This window comes from Panacagrimonas perspica, assembly GCF_004364935.1.
Taxonomy (GTDB): Bacteria; Pseudomonadota; Gammaproteobacteria; order Nevskiales; family Nevskiaceae; genus Panacagrimonas; species Panacagrimonas perspica.
Map to the genome: position 1 here is coordinate 1,471,358 of NZ_SOBT01000008.1, position 18,161 is coordinate 1,489,518.

Consider the following 18,161-nt stretch of genomic DNA (forward strand, 5'->3'; position numbering starts at 1 on the left):
GTTCGATCAACCGCCCTTGACGGGCTTGCCACCCGCGAGCGCCTCGCGGATCAATTCTTCCTGCTCTTTGTTGTGCACCTTGAGATATCCGCCCGCGGTCGTCGCCATGCCGGGACGCGTCGCGTAGAACATCTGGTGCTGCGGCTGCAGGTAGATCTGCAGACGATGCTTGATCTGATACCAGGCACCCTGGTTCTCGGGCTCTTCCTGGCACCAGCAGACTTCCTTGGCGTTCGGGAACATCGCCAGCGCAGCCTCGTAGTCGGCGCGCGGGAACGGATAGAGCTGCTCGATGCGGATCAGGGCGACGTCGGACATCTTCTCCTTCGCGCGTGCCTGGGCGAGGTCGAAGTAGACCTTGCCCGAGCAGAACACGAGACGGCGCACCTTCTGCTTGTCGAGCTGCTCGGTGTCGTGGATCAGCGGCTGGAAGCGGCCCTTCACCAGATCGTCCATCGACGACACCGACATCGGATGACGCAGCAGCGACTTGGGCGTCATCACGATCAGCGGCAGGCGCAGCGAGCGCTTCATCTGGCGACGCAGCATGTGGAACATCTGGGCCGGCGTGGACGGCACGACGACCTGCTGATTGTTGCCGGCGCACAACTGCAGCCAGCGCTCCAGTCGGCCCGAAGAATGCTCGGGGCCCTGCCCTTCGTAGCCGTGCGGCAGGAAGATCGTCAGGCCGCAGAAACGGCCCCACTTCGCAAAACCGCTGGCGATGAACTGGTCGAACACCACCTGCGCGCCGTTGGCGAAGTCGCCGAACTGCGCTTCCCAGATCACCAGCGTGTCGGGGTCGGTCGTCGAGTAGCCGTATTCGAAGCCGAGCACGCCCTCTTCCGAAAGCAGCGTGTCGTTGACGATGAAGCGATTGCGATCGGCGTCGAGGTGGCGCAGCGGCGTGTGGCGCTTGCCGTCCTTGGCGTCGTGCACGGTCGCATGGCGGTGGAAGAACGTTCCGCGGCGCGCGTCCTGACCAGACAGGCGCACCGAGAACCCTTCGTTGACCAGCGTGGCGTAGGCCAGCGTCTCGGCGAAGCCCCAGTCCATCGGCAGCTCGCCGGCGGCCATCTTCGCGCGGTCCTCGTAGAGCTTCTGCACGCGCGCGTGCAGCGTGAAGCCATCCGGGAGTTTCGACACGCGCTCGTACAGCGAGCGCAGCAGGTCGATCTTGGCCGAGGTGTCGGACGGCGTGTCCCACTCGCCCTTGCCGTAGTTGCTCCAGTTGACCGTGTGCTTGTTGCCGACCAGGCCCAGCGTCGTGCGCGCGATGTTCTCGCCCTGGTCGAGGCCGGAGCGGTACTTCTTGACCAGCTCTTCGGCCTCGCCCTTCGCGATCGCGCCTTCTTCTTCGAGCTTCTTGGCGTAGAGCGTCAGCGTGGTCGGGTGCTTCTTGATCTTCTCGTACATCACCGGGCTGGTGACCGAGGGCTCGTCGGCCTCGTTGTGCCCCAGGCGGCGGTAGCAGCAGATGTCGACGATGACGTCCTTGTGGAATTCGTTGCGGAAGTCCATGGCCAGACGCGTGACGAAGACCACCGCTTCCGGATCGTCGCCGTTCACGTGGAACACCGGGCACTCGAGCATCTTGGCGATGTCGGTGCAGTAGCGCGACGTACGCGCTTCCTTGCTCGGCTGCGCCTCGATCGGATTCGGCGTCGTGAAACCGATCTGGTTGTTGACGATGATGTGCACCGTGCCGCCGGTGCCGTAACCCTTGGCCTCGGACAGCTGCATCGTTTCCATGACGACGCCCTGGCCGGCGAACGCGGCGTCGCCGTGGATCAGCACCGGCACCACGCGCTCGCCCTTCTTGTCGTGGCGGCGCATCTGGCGCGCCTTGACGCTGCCCTCGACGACCGGGTTCACGATCTCGAGATGCGAGGGATTGAAGGCCAGCACCATGTGCAGGCGCTTCGCGGACACTTCGATGTCCGCCGAGAAGCCCATGTGGTACTTCACGTCGCCCGAGCGCGACAGCGACTCGGCGGAATACTTGCCCTCGAACTCGGCGAACAGATCCTTCGGCGATTTGCCGAGCACGTTCACCAGCATGTTCAGACGGCCGCGATGGGCCATGCCGATCAGCACTTCCTCGACGTCGCGCTCGGCGCAGGCCCGCAGCACCTCGTCCATCGCCGGCACCAACGCATCGCCGCCTTCGAGCGAGAAGCGCTTCTGGCCGACGTACTTGTTGTGCAGGTAACGCTCGAGACCTTCGGCCGCGACGAGCTGCAGCAGCGTGGACTTCTTGCGATCGAGCGCCAGCTTGGGCTTGAACGCCGTGCCTTCGAGGCGCTTCTGGATCCAGCGCTTCTCGGTGGTCTCGGTGATGTACATGTACTCGACACCGATGGTGTCGGTGTACACCGCCTTGAGCAGCTTGAGGATCTCGCGCAGCGGCAGGCGATCGGTCGTCGCCAGCGACCCGGTGTTGAACACCGTGTCCATGTCGGCGCCCGACAGGCCGTGGAACGCCGGATCGAGGTCGGGAATCAGGTCGGTGGGCGCCAGGCCCAGCGGATCCAGGCGCGCCACCTGGTGACCGCGCACGCGGTAGTAGTTGATCAGGCGCAGCACCGCGGCCTGCTTCTCGGCGGCGCGCGCGTCGAACCCGGCGTCGGCGACCACCACCGTGCCCGGGCGCTTGTCACGACCCAGGGCCTCGAACTTGGCGACGACGTCGCTGTGCGCGACCTCGCGCTCGGCGTTCTGATCCTGGATGTTGCGGAAATAGGCGCGCCAGCTCGGCTCGACCGATTCCGGGTCTTCGAGGAATTGTTCGTAGTAGCTCTCGACGAAGGCGGCGTTCTGCCCGCCGATCGAGGAGGAGGCGATGAAGCTTTGGTACTTGCTGTTCGTCATGGATGTGTTCCGGTTGCCTTGCCAGCTTCCAATGCGCTCGCGACGTCCAGATGAAGCCCTGGCACTTCGCGGCGGGTCCCCGGCAGGCTCTGAATTACGTTCCCGTTCTCAACGGGCGCTCGCGCGCCCAGTCCGCCGTCAAGCCACCGAGGTAGTCGCGGAATTCTTCCGCCAGCTCCGGGTGCTTGAGGCCGTATTCGACATTGGCCTTGAGGTAGCCGAGCTTGGAGCCGCAGTCGTAACGCGTGCCCTCGAACTCGTAGGCCAGGACGGTCTGCTCCTGGATCATGGCCTGGATGGCGTCCGTGAGCTGGATCTCGCCGCCCTTGCCGCGCGGCGTGCGCTCCAGCAGCTTGAAGATCCGCGGCGTCAGGATGTAGCGCCCGACGACCGCCAGATTGCTCGGCGCCTCTTCTGGCCGGGGCTTCTCGACGATCGCACGGATCTCGCCCAGGCCCGGCCCGACCGGGTGGATGTCCACGCAGCCGTAGCCCGAGATCTCTTCCTTGGGCACACGCTCGCAAGCGATGACGCTGGTGCCGTATTCCTGGTAGACCCGCTGCATCTGCGCGAGGCACGGACGCAGGCGTCCGTCGATGAGATCGTCGGCCAGGATCACCGAGAAATCCTCGTCGCCCACGGCCGGCCAGGCGCACAGCACGGCGTGACCCAGACCCAGGGCTTCGGCCTGGCGGATGAAGATGCAGGTGATGCCCGGCGGCAGGATTTCCTGGACCAGCTGCAGCAGCTTGTCCTTGCCGCGCTGCGCCAGCTCGGCCTCGAGTTCGTAGGCCTTGTCGAAGTGATCCATGATCGAATTCTTCGAACGGCCGGTGATGAAGATCAGCTCTTCGGCGCCTGCGCTGATGGCTTCCTGCACGGCGTACTGGATCAGGGGTTTGTCGACGACCGGCAGCATTTCCTTCGCGCTCGCCTTGGTGGCGGGCAGGAATCGCGTGCCCATGCCGGCGACCGGGAAAACCGCTTTACGGATACGCATTCGGGCGTCCTGAACAGTCTCGAATCCGCTGCTCGGGCGTCCCCCGCGACTGGGGCGCACAGCGAGGCGGCTAAGTGGACGCATAGTCTAGGCGCTGAAGCCCTCGATTGCAGCGGGTGCTAGTGCTGTCCCTCTGGCATTCCGTGCAGGCCCGGCGTGTCGGAACCGCGGGCTTGCACCCATTCGGGGCGCGACTTCGCCAGCCGGTAATACAAGGGCGGCAGCGCGAGCAGGGTCAGCACCGTGGACGCGATCGTCCCGAACAGCAGCGAAGTGGCCAGCCCGATGAAGAGCGGGTCGCGGAACAGCACCAGCACGCCCAGGATCATCGCCGCCGAGGTCAGCAGGATCGGACGCAGGCGCACCGCGCCGGCAAGCTGGACGGCCTCGCGCAGGCCATGGCCCTCGCGCTGGTGGTCGTGGATGAAATCGATGATCAGCAGCGAATTGCGGACCACCAGCCCGGCCAGCGCCACGACCCCGATCATCGAGGTCATGCTGAACTTGATGCCGACCAGCCAATGCCCGGGGAACACGCCGATCATCCCCAGCGGGATCGCCGTCATGCCGACCAGCGGCAGCGTGAAGGACCGGTAGTTGGCGACCAGCACCAGGAAGATAAGCACCACGACGACGCCCAGGATCTGGCTCATGTCGCGGAACACGTCCAAGGTCACCCGGATCTCGCCGTCCCACAGCAGCTGGTAGCCGTCGACGGTGTTCGGGATCTGCGGCTCCAGGGTCAGATTCCCGGTCGTGAGTCTCTCGCCGTTCACTTCGAGACCGTCCAGCCGCCGGTCCATGTCCAGGATCGCGTAGGCCGGCGCCGAGATGTCGATGACGTTGCCGCCGACGTAGCTGACCGGTTCGTTGTCCTTGCGCAGCAGCGGCCGGTCGACACGCGCCTTCACCAGATGCGTGAGTTCCGACACCGGCACCGCGTCGCCATTACGGTTGCGCACAAGCGTGCGGTCCAGCAGCGCCGGATCCACCTCGAACTGCCGGGGCACCCGGATTCGCAGCGGCACCGGATTCTTCTCGCCCGGGATCTGCACCTCGGCCACGACCACGCCGGCCATCAGCGCGCGGATCGTCTGCTCGATGTCGGCGGTGGTCACGCCCGACAGCACGGCCTTCTCCTTGTCGACGACGATGTCGAACTGCTCGGCGTCCGCGACTTCGCTGTCGTAGACGTCGACCATGCCGTACGTCTTCTGGAATTCCTGCTTCACACGAGCCGAGAACGCGCGCAGCACCTCGGGATCCGGCCCGTGGATGTTGGCCAGCACCGTCGCCACCGTGGGCGGCCCCGGCGGGGCTTCGAAGAACCGCAATTCCAGTCCGGGATGACGGGCGAGCAGCGGTTCGGCGGCGACGCGCAACTCGTCCAGCACCGCACGCGAGCCGGTCTTGCGCGCCGCCTTGTCAATCAGGTTGATGCGGATCTCCGCCTGGTTCGCCCCGACGCGCGCGCCGGCGCCGTTGACCTGCCCGGCGAAATCCAGCACGCCGGGCATGCCGACGTAGCTCAGGTAGTTCGTGACCATCGGATGCCGGCCGACGAGCTTGCCGAACTCGCGTGCCACGCGGTCCGTGACCTCGATCGGCGTCGACTCGGGCATGTCCAGCGTGGCGCTGAAGGTGTTGTGGTTCTCCACCGGCATGATCGCCAAACCCACGCCGCCGAACGACAGCGGACCGCTGATTCCCGCAGGCCGGATGAACTGCCAGGCCGGCATCATCAGCGACGCGACCAGCGCCAGCCCCACTCCGACGAACAGCCATCGGCGCCGGCGCGAGTCGTCGAGGAAGGGCGTGATGATGCGGATGTACAGGCGCTGCATCGGACTGTGACCGGTCGCAGCGTGCACCGGCGCGTGCCGCGAGCGCGGCAGCCAGCGCTGGCTGGCCCAGGGCACCACCAGGAAGGCCAGCAGCAGCGACAGGCCCACCGCGACCGACACGTTCACGCTCACCGACTTGAAGAACGCGCCGTTCATGCCGCTGAGCTGGCTCAGCGAGGCGAAGGCCAGCACGATCGTGATCGTCGCCATCGTCGTCGGCGTGCCGATCTCGTGCGTTGCCAGCACCGCCGAGCGCAGCCGGTCGGTCGTCCCCTGCTCGTAGTGCCGATGGATGTTCTCCATCACGACGATCGCATCGTCGACCAGCATGCCCAGCGACATGATCAGCGCGAACAGCGAAATGCGATTGATCGTGAAGCCCGTGAGCATGTCGATGGTCAAGGTCAGGCCGAGCACCAGCGGCACCGCCAGGCACACGATCATCGCCTGGCGCAGACCCAGGAACGGAATCAGCACCAGCATCACGGCGGCGACGGCAATCGCCAGTTCGAAGATCAGCGAGTTCACCGTGTGATCGGCGATCTGCCCGTCGTCGCGCGTCGTCACCACCTCGACGCCGGCCGGCACGAACTGCGCCTTCATCTTGGCGACCTGCTCGAGGATGTCGCGGCTCACGCGGACCGAATTGGTGTGCGGCTTCTTGGCCACCGACACCGTCACCGACGCCATCTCGCCGACGCTGTCGTCCGCCGAATAGCGTGGGTCTCCGGGGCCGAATGCCAGGCGCGTCAGCGCGTCACGCTCGGGGACCGGCCCGTCGACGACGTCGCCGATGTCCTCGAGATAGATCAGCTGCCCACGATGCGCGCCCAGCGGCAGCCGGCGGATCTCCTCGAGCGACGGCAGGCGCCCCCTGAGATACACGCTGCGGCGCTGGCCGTCGCCTACCAGGTCTCCCACGACGGCCGAGACGTTGCTGGCCGCGACCATCGCGATGCCCTCGTTCATCGTCACGCCGAAGGCCTGCAGCCGGGCCGGATCGAGGTTGACGCGAATCTCCCGTTCGCGGCCGCCGTGGATCTGCGTCACCGACACTTCCTCGATCGTGTTCAGACGTTCGCCGATGCGCTCGGCAAGACGGCGCAGCGCGTAGTCGTCGTAGCGGTTCGACGCCAGCGTCACCGTCACGATGGCGACGTCGTCCGCGTCCACCTGCTGGATCAGCGGCTCCTTGGTTGCGGCGGGCAGCAGATGTCGTCCCTCCGCCACCTTCTGCCGCACGCGGTTGATCGCGGCGTCCTTGTCGGTGCCCACGAAGAACTGCAGCTGGATCCGCCCCATTCCGGGCATCGCCGCCGCGTAGCTGTGCTCGATGCCCTCGATCTCGCGCAGCCGCGCTTCCATCGGCGCCACGATGAGACGCTCGACCTCCGTCGACGTGGCGCCCGGCAGTTCGAACGTCACCTGCGCACCGGGCACCAGGATCTGGGGATTCTCTTCGCGCGGCGTATTGAGCGCGGCGAACAGCGCCAGCAGCAGGATCGCCACCACGAACAGCGGCGTCAGCTTCGAGTCGACGAAGGTCCGGGCGATGATGCCCGCAGAATTGAGCCGGGGTTCAGACACGGATGCGGCCGGAAGCAACGCACGCCGGCCGCGTCATCACGGCGTTGCACCAGCAGCCGCGATGCGATCGCCCTCGCGCATCCTGGAGGTGGGCGCCACGATCACGCGTTCGTTGGGCTCCAGCCCCGCGAGCACGACGAAGCCATCCGCCGCGCCGTGTTCGGTGCGAAGCCAGCGAAAATTCAGACGCTGCCCGGCATCCACGACGTAGACGCCGGTGAGCCCGCCCCGGTCCACCAGTGTCGAGGCCGGAACCACCAGCGCCTGCTTCTTGCCGATCGTGAACTGCCCGCGGCCGAACATGCCCGGCAGCAGTCCCTGCGTCGGCGGGATCGAGACCTTCACCTGGAAGCCGCGCGTCACCGGATCACCGGAAGCCACGAGGCGCAGCACCTCGCCGCGTATCGGCGCGCGCAAGGCGTCGATCTGCACGTCGACCGGATCGCCGATGCGGATATCCGTCACGCGTTGTTCGACCGCATGCGTTTCGAACAGCAGCGCGGTGTCCGATTCGACGGTCACCAGCGGCGTACCCGGCGACGCGAGGTCACCGGCGCGCTGGTGCCGCGCGACGACCACGCCGGCAACGGGGCTGAGGATGCGCGTGTACTGGCGTTCGGACAGCGCACGCGCCAGCGCCGCCTCCGCGCCCTGCAGTGATTCGTCCGCGGACTGCTGCAGCAGCAGCGCCTTGCGCCGATGCGCCTGCGCGACCATGCCCTTGGCCAGCAGCTTCTCGCTGTCCTCGAGATCTCGCCGGGCATCGGCGCTGGCCGCCAGAGCCTTGTCGCGTTCGGCCTGCGCCATGCGCACATCGGCCTCGATGTCCTGGCTGTCGAGCGTCGCCAGCAGTTGCCCGAGCTGCACCCGCTCGCCCTCGCGCACGTTCACGGTCCGCACGTAGGCGGCCGTGCGCGAGCTGATCTCCACGCGCTCGTCCGACACCACGGTGCCGGTGGTGGTGTAGATCACCGGGATTTCGCGCGTCGCGACCACGGTCGTGGCGGCCTCGAATACCCGCGCTTCCGGCGGCGCGTTCGGCTTCGGATCTCCACCGCAGGCCGACAGCAGCAGGCTCAGCGCAGCTATGCCGCAGGCGGTGCACACGTGCCGGAAACGAGAGTCGACAGCAGCACTGCGCCCGCGGTCACGTCGCGTCTGGACTCCCGATTCCGAAGCCCTTTGGACGAAGCCGCGGCGGCGCAGGCGGTTCACGCGTTCCTGCTCACGATCCGCTCGGCCTTGTCCATCGAGGCGATGACTGCGCGCAACAGATGTTCCAGCGTCTGCTTGTCCTTCGGGCTCAGGGCACCAAAGGATTCGGCCACGATCGGCGCGAAGCGGCTCGCATAGGTCTTGACTCGCTTGCGTCCGGCAGCGGTGATCGTCACCCGCTTGCGTCGTGCATCGCGCTCGTGCACGTCGACCCGCACCAGCTTGTCGGACAGCAGCAAGTCGAGGATGCGGGTCATGTTGGCCCGGTTCTGCCCCACCTGTTCGCACAGCGACGTCGGCGTGATGCCCGCTTTGCCACTGGCCACAATGACGACCAGCGTGTGGAACGAGCTCTCGGTCAGCCCTGCCGGTCGCAGCATCGGATCCGTGAACGCCGTGATCCCCTGGCTGGCCACGCGGATCAGGCGCATCAGGGTCACGTCCTGCTGCGGAACGTCAGGGACGCTTTCGCGCCAGCCGGGGCCGCTGGAGTCGATCGCGAGAAGGCGGTCGTTGGTTTTCATGCGCGACGTTGATAGTACATTAACGTACTAGTTTGTCGACGCGCGTACCCGTAGCCCGGACGAAGTCCGGGGTTGCCACTCGACCTGCGGGGAAAAGCCCCGGGTTTCACCCGGGCTACGACCGGTGACCAGCCCAACCGTCCGGTGAAGTGCACCTTGTCCGAGGTGCGCGACGACAACGCGAAGGCCTTGGCCCTCAACCGTAGCCCGGGTGAAACCCGGGACGTCGCTCGCAAATCGGGGGGAATCCCGGACTTCGTCCGGGCTACGAGGGCTAACCCAGCCTTCCGGTGAAGTGCACCTTGTCCGACGTGCGCGACAGCAGCGCGAAATCGCTGCCAGATCCTGCATTGGTGAACTTGAGCGCCACCTTGCCCGGCAGCAGCAGCGGCTGGCGGAACTGCACGCTCAGCGTGCGAGCCGCCTTGCCACGCGAGGTTTCGACCAGCGCCGCGGCGCGGGCCAGCGACCACATGCCGTGTGCGATCGCACGCGGAAAACCGAAGGCCTTGGCCGTCAGCGCGTACAGGTGGATCGGATTGAAGTCGCCGCCGATCGGGGCGTAGCGTCGACCGATGTCGGAGGGCACGTCGAAACTGCGGTACTCGGACAGCGACGGCGCAGGGGCGGCGGGCTTCGGCCGCAGCGGAGGGCCATCGGTCTTCATCCGGTAAAGGACCGTCATCAGCGCGCGGTACACGATCTGCCCTGCCCCGTCGGCGTACTCGGTCACCAGATCGATCTCGTAGCCCTGGTGCGTACGGCGTCCGTCTGCCAGCGCCGCACGCACGTCATAGGCCATCTCGGCCGTCATCGGCGCGAGCATCTCGAAACTGTTGCGGATGTGCACCAGCCCCATCAACGGTGCCGGGAACTCCGGGCGCAGCATCAGCCACATGTGCAGCGGCGCGGCCTGGACTTGCGGGAACGTGATCGGCAGTTCGTCGGGGGCCAGTTCGAAACCGCAGATCTCGCGGTAGGCGGCCAGACGCGACGGTGTCGGTTGAACCGCAGGCACGCGGACCTCGATCTGAGGAACACGGATGTTCTTGCCGGGCTTGCGTCGCGCCGTGCCCAGGGCCTTGACGTACAGGCCGCGGGCGGCGGGCATCTGGAGCAGGGTGTCGGTCATATCGGTGCCGTCAGTGGGATGCGATCACGGTACGACCGTGTCGATCGTCAGCACCAGCGCCGGTTTGCCGAGGTCACTGCGCGCAGCGGTCAGGCTGCCCTGCAGGTCACCGCTCACCGCCAGTGCCTGCCCTGCGCGACTGATGCGCGCGGTGACGGTCCAGCGATCGAACTGCGTCAGCTTGGCCGCCGGCGTCATCGCCATGCTGTCGTCCAGACGGATCTCGCGCGGCAGTTGGCCGACGTTGCCGCGGGACACCGCCAGCGGCATCGGTGGGCCTTCCTGCGCCTTGGCGAACACGAACAGCGTCGCGTCCGGCGGGATCCGCGACTGCAGCTCCGGCGCCACGCTCACGCGGACCAGCAGCGCGTCGGCGGACGGCGCTGGGCTCTTCGACTCTGCGGCATCCGGCGGCGGCGAAGGCGTCGACGGAACCGCAGTCTCGGCCGTCGGCGCAACGCCCAGTTCGACCAGACGCTCGTCGAGCACGGTGCGCAGCTCCGTCGGCAGATCCTGCTTCGACAGCTCCGCCCAGCGCGCCTTGGCCGTCGCCGAATCGCCGTCCTGCATCGCCGCCATGCCCGCGTACCACAGGGCTTTGCCGTTGGTGGGCGCAATCGCCAGCGCCGCTTCGAACAACTGTTGCGGGCGTCCACGCAGATCGCGATCCGGCGAAGAAAGCCCGAGCGACTCGCCTTCGTTCACCAGCAGGTCCGGCTCGCGATGCTCGGTCAGCTCGTTGGCGCGCGCGTACGCCGCGGCGGCGCCGTCGTAGCGCTGCATCACGAAGTACGAGCGGCCCAGCAAGGCCCAGCCCTGAGGATCGCCAGGCTCCTTCTCGAGACGCGCCGCGAGCTTCGCCACCATCTCGTCGACCGATCCCGGCGACTGCGGCTCCTCGCCCGCCGCAGGCGCGCTCGCGATCTGCTGATCGACCTTCCAGCTACCGTCCTGGAAATAACCGGCTACGGCGACACCGAGCACGAACACCGCGACCAGCGCCGTCAGCGCCAGGCTGCGCGTGCTCGTCGTCGGCGCGGGAGCTTCCGCGCCGTCGGTATCCAGCAGCAGGCGGGCATCGAGTTCGTCACGCAGGCCGGTCGCGGTTTCAGCATCCACGAGGCCCGCCGCGGCGTCGGCCTCGACTTCGGCCAGGCGCTGGCGATACACCACGACGTTGGCCGCGCGACGGCGCTGGCCGGCATTCACGCCGCCACGCCACAACGGGCGCGTCATCCACGCGATGGCGGCAACGAACAGCAGTCCCATCAGCCCCAGCAGCATCAGCGTTCCTCTTCGTCCAGCAAGCGGCGCAGGCGTTCGGTGTCGGCGGTCGGTGCCGGCGTCGCGACCGCGCGCGGCCGACGCAGCATGCGCAGCGCGATCAGCACGCCCAGCGCGACCAGCAGGAACGGTCCGATCCAGAGCACCGCGGTGCGCGCCGTCATCGGCGGCTTGTAGAGCACGAACTCGCCGTAACGATCGGTGACGTAGCGGCGGACCTCGTCGTCGGTGGCCCCGGCCGCGATGTGCGTGTGGACTTCGCGACGCAGATCGGCCGCCAGATCCGCGTTCGAATCCGCGATCGTCTGGTTCTGGCAGACCAGACAGCGCAGCTCGTGGATCAGCGTGCGATAGCGGGCTTCCTGCTCGGGATCGAGCGCGCCCTCCTGCGGCGTCAGCGCGAAGGCGCCGCCGGCGAACACGAACAGCAGCGCGGCCAGGATGAGCGTCCGCATCTCAGCGCGCTCCAACCAGCAGCGGGCGGATGTCGCGCTCCCAGGCCTGCGGCGTCACCGGCCCGATCTGCTTGAACAGGATCGTCCCGTCGGGTCCGAGCACGTAGGTTTCCGGCACGCCGTAGACACCCCAGTCCAGCCCGGCCTGCCCGACGCGGTCGATCGCGACCTGCCGGTACGGATTGCCGTGCCGCTGCAGCCAGCGGCGCACGTCCGCGGGTTCATCCTTGTAATCCATGCCGATGATCTCGACGCCCTGCTTCGAGAGTTCCATCAGCAAGGGATGCTCCACCTGGCATCCGGCGCACCAGCTCGCGAAGAAATTCACCAGCACCGGACGGCCACCGAGCGCCTTGGGCGTCAGCGATTGGCCCTCGGGTTCCAGCAGCGGCAGTTCGAACGCGGGCGCCGCCTTGCCGACCAGCGGGCTCGGCACTTCGCGCGGATCGAGCGCCAGGCCGCGGTAGAACAGGAAGATCAGCAGCAGCAGGATGACGACCGGCACCGTGTAGCGGACGTAACGCATCAGGCAGCGGCCGCTCCATCGGGAATGCTCGCGCTGGCGCGTTGCGCCAGCCGGTAGCGGCGATCGGTCGCCGCCAGGATCCCGCCGAAGAACATCAACACGCCGCCGAACCACACCAGCCGCATCATCGGCTTGTAGTACAGGCGCAGCGCCCAATCGCCGTTGGCGTCGTTCTTGTCGATGGGCTCGCCCATCGCCACGTACAGGTCACGCAGCGGGTTGTGGTCCACCGCCGCCTCGGTCATCACGCTGCCCTGCGACGGGTACAGACGTTTTTCCGGATTGAGCGTCGCGATCTCGCGACCGCGGTACGACACGACGACGTGACCGGTGTCCGACTTGAAGTTGGGCCCTTCGACATGCGTGACGCCGTCGAACCGGAATTCGTAGCGACCGATGTCCGCGCTCTGGCCGCTGCCGAGCCGCACATCCTTCTCGACGTTGAACGTGGACGCGAAGGCCACGCCCATCGTCCAGACGCCCAGGCCGATGTGCGCGAGCGTCATGCCCCAGGCGCCTCGCGGAACCGACCGCAGACCCGCGGCGAGCGAAGGCTTCGCGCGAACCCGTCGCCAGACTTCCTGCACCGAGGTCACCAGCACCCACACCGCCAGCACCGCGCCGGCCGAGGCCGCCACCGAGCCCTGTCCCTGCGTGACGAACGGCAGAGCAATGCCGAGCACGACGGCAACGAGCGCGAGCAGGCGCAGCGGCTTGAACGATTCGACGAGGTTGGCGCGCTTCCACGACACCACGCCGGCGAAGCCGACCAGCACCGCCAGCGGCGCCATCAGCAGGAAGAACATCCGGTTGAAGTACGGCGGACCCACGGAGTACTTGCCCAGGTCCAGCGCGTCCATCAGCAGCGGGAACAAGGTGCCGAACAGCACCATCGCCGCGGTCACGACCAGAAAGACGTTGTTGAAGAGCAGCAGGCCTTCGCGCGACGCGAGCTGCATCTCGCCCTGGCGAACCAGCTTGGGCGCACGGATCGCGTACAGCAGCAGGCCACCGCCGACGACGACGCCGAGGAACGCGAGGATGAAGACGCCGCGCGCAGGATCGGTCGCGAACGCATGCACCGACACCAGCACGCCGGAACGCACCAGGAACGTGCCGAGCAGCGACAGCGAGAACGCGACGATCGACAGCAGCAAGGTCCAGGACTGCAGCAGGCCGCGCTTCTCGGTGACCGCCAGCGAATGGATCAGCGCGGTGCCGACCAGCCAGGGCATGAACGAGGCGTTCTCGACCGGATCCCAGAACCACCAGCCGCCCCAGCCCAGTTCGTTGTAGGCCCACCACGAACCCAGCGTGATGCCCATCGTCAGGAACAGCCAGGCGGTCGTCGTCCACGGACGCGCCCAGCGCGCCCAGGCCGAATCCATGCGCCCGGTCACCAGCGCCGCGATGGCGAACGCGAAGGCCACCGAGAATCCGACGTAGCCCATGTAGAGCATCGGCGGATGGATGATCAGCCCCGGATCCTGCAGCAGCGGATTGAGATCACGTCCTTCCAGCGGAATCGGGAACGCCCGATCGAACGGGTTGGACGTCAGCAGCATGAACAGCAGGAAGCCCACGCTGACCGCACCCAGCGCCGCGAGCACGAGGCTCGAGATGTCGGCCGGCAGCCGGCGGTTGAAGATCGAGACCGCGAAGGCCCAGCCGCTCAGCATCAGCAGCCACAGCAGCAGCGAGCCCTCGTGCGCACCCCAGACCGCGGAGAGCCGGTAGATCAGCGGCAGCGCGCTGTGCGAATTGGCGGCCACGTAGGCCACCGAGAAATCGTTCTGGCGGAACGCCTCGCTCAGGCAAAGATACGACACGACGACGAGCAGGAACTGCACCTGCGACGCCGCGCCGGCGATCGACATCCAGCGCAGGTTGCGCCGTGCATAGCCCACCGTCGGGACGATGGCCTGCACCAGGCCCACCGCCAGCGCGAGCCACAGCGCGAAATGACCGAGTTCGGGTATCACGATGCCAACGCCGTCACCGGCTTCTCGACCGGCTTGAACGGCATGCACGAATGCCCGCCTTCGGTCTTCAGCGAATCCGCGAGTTCGGGCGGCATGTAGTTCTCGTCGTGCTTGGCCAGCACTTCCGACGCCACGAACTTGCCGTCCTCGACATGCCCGGTGGCGACGATGCCCTGCCCCTCGCGGAACAGGTCGGGAAGAATTCCCTCGTATTTCACGCCGACCTTCTGCGCGCAGTCGGCCAACGTGAAGCTCACCAGCAGTCCTTCGCCGCGTGACACGCTGCCGCGTTCCACCAGGCCGCCGAGGCGCATCTTGGCGTGCGCCGGCGCCTTGCCCGAGACCACGTCGGTCGGCGTGTAGAAATACATCAGGTTCTTGCTCATGGCCGTGAAGCCCAGCCAGGCCGCCAGCGCGAGGCCGGCGATCAGGCTGCCGACGGCCAGCATCCGGTTCTGTCGACGGGTCACGAGGCGTCTCCGCTGCTTTCTTCGTCGCCTTCGGCCAGGCGCGCCAGCACCGCGCGCCGCTGCAGCGACGGAGCGACCAGGTTCCAGGCGTACACGGCCACGCCGAGCAGCACGCTGCCCCAGACGTACACCTCGTAGCCACCCATCTTGAACATCTCGCCCATGGTCACCTTGTCGTTCGTCAGCGCACGAGCAGACCGCCTAGACGGCCGTCAGTTCGCGAACCCAGCCCGCGCGTCGTTCGCGCAGCAACACCTCATTCTGCATCCGCCGCAGCGCGGCCATTCCCGCCAGCAGGTACGCCCCCAGCAACGAGGCATACAGCGGAATCGCCATCTCGGCGGTGATCGTCGGCTTGCCGAACTTCAGAATGGTCGAGGCCTGGTGCAGGCTGTTCCACCACTCCACCGAATACTTGACGATCGGCACGTTCACGGCCCCGACGATCGCCAGCAGCGCACAGGCACGCGCCGCGGCCCGACGATCCAGGAACGCCTGGTCCAGCCCGATCACGCCCAGGTACAGGAACAGCAGCACCAGCTCCGAGGTCAGGCGCGCATCCCAGACCCAGTAGGCGCCCCACATCGGCTTGCCCCAGAGCATGCCGGTGACCAGCGCCAGCGCCGTGAAGCTCGCGCCGATCGGGGCCAGCGCCACGATCGCGCACTCGGCCAGCTTGATGCGCCAGATCAGCGCGACGACGCCGGCGATCGCCATGCCGGTGTACAGCGACAGCGACAAGGCCGCCGCCGGCACGTGCACGTAGATGATCCGGAAGGCATCGCCCTGCTGGTAATCCTTGGGCGCGATCCAGAGCCCGGCGAACAGTCCGTAGCCGAGCAGCAGCAGGGCCGCCACCGCGAGCCAGGGCGCAACCCGGTCGGCGAAACGGTAGAAGCTCGGCGGTGACGCCAGGCGGTGAAACCAGGTCCACATGTTGGGTTCAGTCGAAAGCGGATCGAAGCGCGGCCGTAGCGGCCCACGGAAGCAAGGTCAGCGAAAGAACCAGCAGAAAGGCCAAAAAGTATATCGGACCGCTGGCATCCAACCCCGCCTGCGCGGCGCGCGCGGCACCGCTGCCGAAGATGACGACCGGCGCCAGCAGCGGCAGCACCAGCACCGGCAGCAACAGGCCCGCACGCGGCAGGGAGACCGTCAGCGCCGCGGCGAAACCGCCGACGATGCTCAGCAGCGGCGTCCCCATCAGCAGGCCCAGCAGCAGCCATCCGAGCGGCGCGCCGGACGGGAATCCAAGCTGCAGCGCCAGCGGCGCCGCCAGCAGCAGCAGCGGCAGCCCCGTCAGCAGCCAGTGCGCGGCGAACTTGCCCAGCACCATGCCGACCGGCGACGCGGGCGCGATGAAGACCTGTTCGAGCCAGCCGTCGTCCAGGTCGCCGCGGAACAGCCGGTCCAGCGTCAGCAGCGCCGCCAGCAGCGCGCCGACCCACAGCACCGACGGCGCCACGGCCGCCAGCTGCGGATCGCCTGGCTTGCCACCGAGCGCGAACAGCGTGACGACGATCGCGAAGAACAGCGGCGGCATCAGCAGCGAGGCCTTGTTCCGCGCCGCGATCCTGAGCTCGCGCGCCACCGTGACGAGGAAGGCGCTCATCCGAGGTCGATGATGGTGACGCGCGGCAGGCGGCCGGGCAGCGACTGGTGACTGGTGACGACGATGCCGCCGTCGCCCGCGACATGCTCGTTCATCAGCTGCCCGAGCAGCGCGAGCCCCTCGCCGTCCAGGCCGCTCAGCGGTTCGTCGAGCAGCCACAGCGGGCGCTGCGCCAGCAGCAGGCGCGTCAGCGCCGCCCGGCGCTTCTGGCCGGCCGACAGCGTGCGCACCTGGCGGTGTCGCAGGCGCGCAAGGCCGGTGCGTTCCAGCGCCGCCGCGATGCCGGACGCCGCAACGCCGTTGAGCGCGCACCAGCCTTCGAGATTCTCGCGCACGCCGAGGTCGGAATTGAGCGCGTTGCGATGCCCGATCCAGTGGAACTGGTCCGCCGCCGGACGCTTCAGCGTTCCCCCACGCGCCGGACGCAGACCGACCAGCACCTCGATCAGCGAGGACTTGCCCGCCCCGTTGCGGCCGCGCAGGTGCAGTACGTCGCCCGGCGAGATCGACAGGTTCAGGCCGCTCAGCAGCGTGCGGTCGCCGCGACCGATGGACAGGTCGCTGGCCGAGAGAAATGGGATCAAGGCTCGGGGTTGCGCGATGGGGCAGCCGCGGAGCACGGCTGCCGGGCGCGCATTCTACCGGCGGCTCCCGGGCCGCGACCGGCTCACAGTGCGCACCCGCTGACCGGGCAACTGCCGGGGAACGATGCGAGTCGCTCCCGCACCGCGGCCTGGCCGTCGGCCGCGGCCGGATCGGGCACCGAGCGCCAGCAGCTCGCGGACGCGGTCCAGCTTCCCGGCGTCCGCGGCAGCCATCAGCACTGTCGGCCGGTTCCCCCGGGCGGCACGGATATCCAGGTCCGTGCCCTTCGCCGGCATCGCGGCCCGTGCGCGGCCATCGAGGATCGAATCGCACCGCGCCAGGTACCCGGCGGGCTGCAACTGAGCGCCGAGGTTCTCTTCCTTGAAGGTGCTGACGTAGCGATCGCGGCCCATGGCTGCGACCCCGGCGGGAGGGCGTGCGAGAGATGTGAATGAAGTTTGAATCTTGTTGCCCTGCGGGGAGGATGTCCGGGAAGTCGACGAGCAAAGTAGCGTCCATCGAAGGGACGATCTCTTCGGCCAACTACCCCGCTCAGGAGATTCCCGATGAACCTCGTCAAGACCCTCAAGTCCGCCGCCGCCATCTCTGCCGTCGCCCTGTCGTTCGTGTCGGCCCCGTCGTTCGCAACGGTCGGCCTCCACGCCGACGCGTCGCTGGGCGTCAAGACGTGCCGGAACGGAAGTGAATGCACCGATCCCAACGGTCCGAGCCTCGACGGCTTCGCCGGCACCGCCTCCCAGGCGCCGTCGATCCGCACCTGCACGAAGACCACCGCGGAGTGCGCGGACCCGAACGGCCCCAGCCTGGATGGTCTCGTCGACCCCAAGCTGGGCACGGTCATCTCGGCCACCGATCCCGTGCCCCGATCTCGGCGCATGAAAAAGCCCGCACTTTCTGCGGGCTCAATGATCTCTCGTGGCCCCGTTGGATGACTAAATGGTGCCCAAAGCCGGACTCGAACCGGCACGACCCGAAAGTCAGGGGATTTTAAGTCCCCGGCGTCTACCGATTCCGCCATTCGGGCACTGCCTCGAGAGGCGGCCATGCTAGCCG

The 18,161-nt window shown here is 67.5% G+C and carries 16 protein-coding genes and 1 tRNA gene; 1 reads left to right on the top strand and 16 read right to left on the bottom strand.

Annotation, left to right across the window (positions count from 1 at the left end):
• Positions 1-6: 6 nt before the first annotated feature.
• The 15 genes from DFR24_RS06705 to ccmA form a co-directional block, all read right to left on the bottom strand.
• Complete coding sequence (locus tag DFR24_RS06705) at positions 7-2,871, bottom strand: 2-oxoglutarate dehydrogenase E1 component (RefSeq protein WP_133880526.1); 2,865 nt, start codon at positions 2,869-2,871, stop codon at positions 7-9.
• Between the two features lie 94 nt (positions 2,872-2,965).
• Positions 2,966-3,871 (bottom strand): UTP--glucose-1-phosphate uridylyltransferase GalU, encoded by a 906-nt coding sequence (gene galU, locus DFR24_RS06710; RefSeq protein ID WP_133880527.1) that lies wholly within the window; start codon positions 3,869-3,871, stop codon positions 2,966-2,968.
• 119 nt (positions 3,872-3,990) lie between these two features.
• The gene (locus DFR24_RS06715; RefSeq protein WP_133880528.1) at positions 3,991-7,302 is read right to left on the bottom strand and encodes an efflux RND transporter permease subunit; all 3,312 of its coding nucleotides are present in this window, start codon (positions 7,300-7,302) and stop codon (positions 3,991-3,993) included.
• Between the two features lie 36 nt (positions 7,303-7,338).
• The gene (locus DFR24_RS06720) at positions 7,339-8,409 is read right to left on the bottom strand and encodes an efflux RND transporter periplasmic adaptor subunit (RefSeq protein ID WP_162851080.1); all 1,071 of its coding nucleotides are present in this window, start codon (positions 8,407-8,409) and stop codon (positions 7,339-7,341) included.
• Positions 8,410-8,513: 104 nt separating this feature from the next.
• A complete protein-coding gene (locus DFR24_RS06725; RefSeq protein ID WP_133880530.1) occupies positions 8,514-9,041 on the bottom strand; it encodes a MarR family winged helix-turn-helix transcriptional regulator in 528 nt (175 codons plus the stop codon).
• Positions 9,042-9,315: 274 nt separating this feature from the next.
• A complete protein-coding gene (locus DFR24_RS06730) occupies positions 9,316-10,173 on the bottom strand; it encodes a MaoC family dehydratase (RefSeq protein WP_133880531.1) in 858 nt (285 codons plus the stop codon).
• Positions 10,174-10,197: 24 nt separating this feature from the next.
• The gene (gene ccmI / locus DFR24_RS06735) at positions 10,198-11,457 is read right to left on the bottom strand and encodes a c-type cytochrome biogenesis protein CcmI (protein WP_133880532.1); all 1,260 of its coding nucleotides are present in this window, start codon (positions 11,455-11,457) and stop codon (positions 10,198-10,200) included.
• Complete coding sequence (locus tag DFR24_RS06740; RefSeq protein ID WP_133880533.1) at positions 11,457-11,912, bottom strand: cytochrome c-type biogenesis protein; 456 nt, start codon at positions 11,910-11,912, stop codon at positions 11,457-11,459. Before DFR24_RS06740 ends, ccmI begins: the two co-directional genes overlap by 1 nt.
• Position 11,913: 1 nt before the next feature.
• Positions 11,914-12,438, bottom strand: coding sequence for a DsbE family thiol:disulfide interchange protein (locus DFR24_RS06745; RefSeq protein ID WP_133880534.1), 525 nt, complete (start codon positions 12,436-12,438; stop codon positions 11,914-11,916).
• Positions 12,438-14,420, bottom strand: coding sequence for a heme lyase CcmF/NrfE family subunit (locus tag DFR24_RS06750; RefSeq protein ID WP_133880535.1), 1,983 nt, complete (start codon positions 14,418-14,420; stop codon positions 12,438-12,440). Before DFR24_RS06750 ends, DFR24_RS06745 begins: the two co-directional genes overlap by 1 nt.
• Complete coding sequence (ccmE, locus tag DFR24_RS06755; RefSeq protein WP_133880536.1) at positions 14,417-14,890, bottom strand: cytochrome c maturation protein CcmE; 474 nt, start codon at positions 14,888-14,890, stop codon at positions 14,417-14,419. The genes DFR24_RS06750 and ccmE overlap by 4 nt, the downstream gene beginning before the upstream one ends.
• Complete coding sequence (ccmD, locus tag DFR24_RS06760) at positions 14,887-15,054, bottom strand: heme exporter protein CcmD (RefSeq protein WP_246051617.1); 168 nt, start codon at positions 15,052-15,054, stop codon at positions 14,887-14,889. Before ccmD ends, ccmE begins: the two co-directional genes overlap by 4 nt.
• 37 nt (positions 15,055-15,091) lie before the next feature.
• Positions 15,092-15,826 carry a heme ABC transporter permease CcmC gene (gene ccmC, locus DFR24_RS06765; protein WP_133880537.1) on the bottom strand — a complete coding sequence of 245 codons (735 nt, stop codon included), beginning with the start codon at positions 15,824-15,826 and terminating at the stop codon, positions 15,092-15,094.
• A 7-nt stretch (positions 15,827-15,833) separates the two neighbouring features.
• The gene (ccmB, locus tag DFR24_RS06770) at positions 15,834-16,502 is read right to left on the bottom strand and encodes a heme exporter protein CcmB (protein WP_133880538.1); all 669 of its coding nucleotides are present in this window, start codon (positions 16,500-16,502) and stop codon (positions 15,834-15,836) included.
• Positions 16,499-17,086 carry a heme ABC exporter ATP-binding protein CcmA gene (gene ccmA, locus DFR24_RS06775; protein ID WP_246051537.1) on the bottom strand — a complete coding sequence of 196 codons (588 nt, stop codon included), beginning with the start codon at positions 17,084-17,086 and terminating at the stop codon, positions 16,499-16,501. The genes ccmB and ccmA overlap by 4 nt, the downstream gene beginning before the upstream one ends.
• A 567-nt stretch (positions 17,087-17,653) precedes the next feature.
• On the opposite strand from ccmA, the gene DFR24_RS06780 reads away from it, so the two are divergent.
• Positions 17,654-18,040, top strand: a complete 387-nt coding sequence (locus DFR24_RS06780; RefSeq protein ID WP_133880539.1) for a hypothetical protein — start codon at positions 17,654-17,656, stop codon at positions 18,038-18,040.
• Positions 18,041-18,045: 5 nt separating this feature from the next.
• Here the strand turns inward: DFR24_RS06780 and DFR24_RS06785 are convergent.
• Positions 18,046-18,132 (bottom strand) — tRNA-Leu (locus tag DFR24_RS06785).
• Positions 18,133-18,161: the final 29 nt, after the last annotated feature.

Coding starts and splice junctions, on each gene's coding strand:
- DFR24_RS06705 (WP_133880526.1), bottom strand. CDS start 2,871: ATGACGAACAGCAAGTACCAAAGCTTCATCGCCTCCTCCTCGATCGGC.
- galU (WP_133880527.1), bottom strand. CDS start 3,871: ATGCGTATCCGTAAAGCGGTTTTCCCGGTCGCCGGCATGGGCACGCGA.
- DFR24_RS06725 (WP_133880530.1), bottom strand. CDS start 9,041: ATGAAAACCAACGACCGCCTTCTCGCGATCGACTCCAGCGGCCCCGGC.
- DFR24_RS06730 (WP_133880531.1), bottom strand. CDS start 10,173: ATGACCGACACCCTGCTCCAGATGCCCGCCGCCCGCGGCCTGTACGTC.
- ccmI (WP_133880532.1), bottom strand. CDS start 11,457: ATGCTGCTGGGGCTGATGGGACTGCTGTTCGTTGCCGCCATCGCGTGG.
- DFR24_RS06740 (WP_133880533.1), bottom strand. CDS start 11,912: ATGCGGACGCTCATCCTGGCCGCGCTGCTGTTCGTGTTCGCCGGCGGC.
- DFR24_RS06745 (WP_133880534.1), bottom strand. CDS start 12,438: ATGCGTTACGTCCGCTACACGGTGCCGGTCGTCATCCTGCTGCTGCTG.
- ccmD (WP_246051617.1), bottom strand. CDS start 15,054: ATGGGCGAGATGTTCAAGATGGGTGGCTACGAGGTGTACGTCTGGGGC.
- ccmC (WP_133880537.1), bottom strand. CDS start 15,826: ATGTGGACCTGGTTTCACCGCCTGGCGTCACCGCCGAGCTTCTACCGT.
- ccmB (WP_133880538.1), bottom strand. CDS start 16,502: ATGAGCGCCTTCCTCGTCACGGTGGCGCGCGAGCTCAGGATCGCGGCG.
- DFR24_RS06780 (WP_133880539.1), top strand. CDS start 17,654: ATGAACCTCGTCAAGACCCTCAAGTCCGCCGCCGCCATCTCTGCCGTC.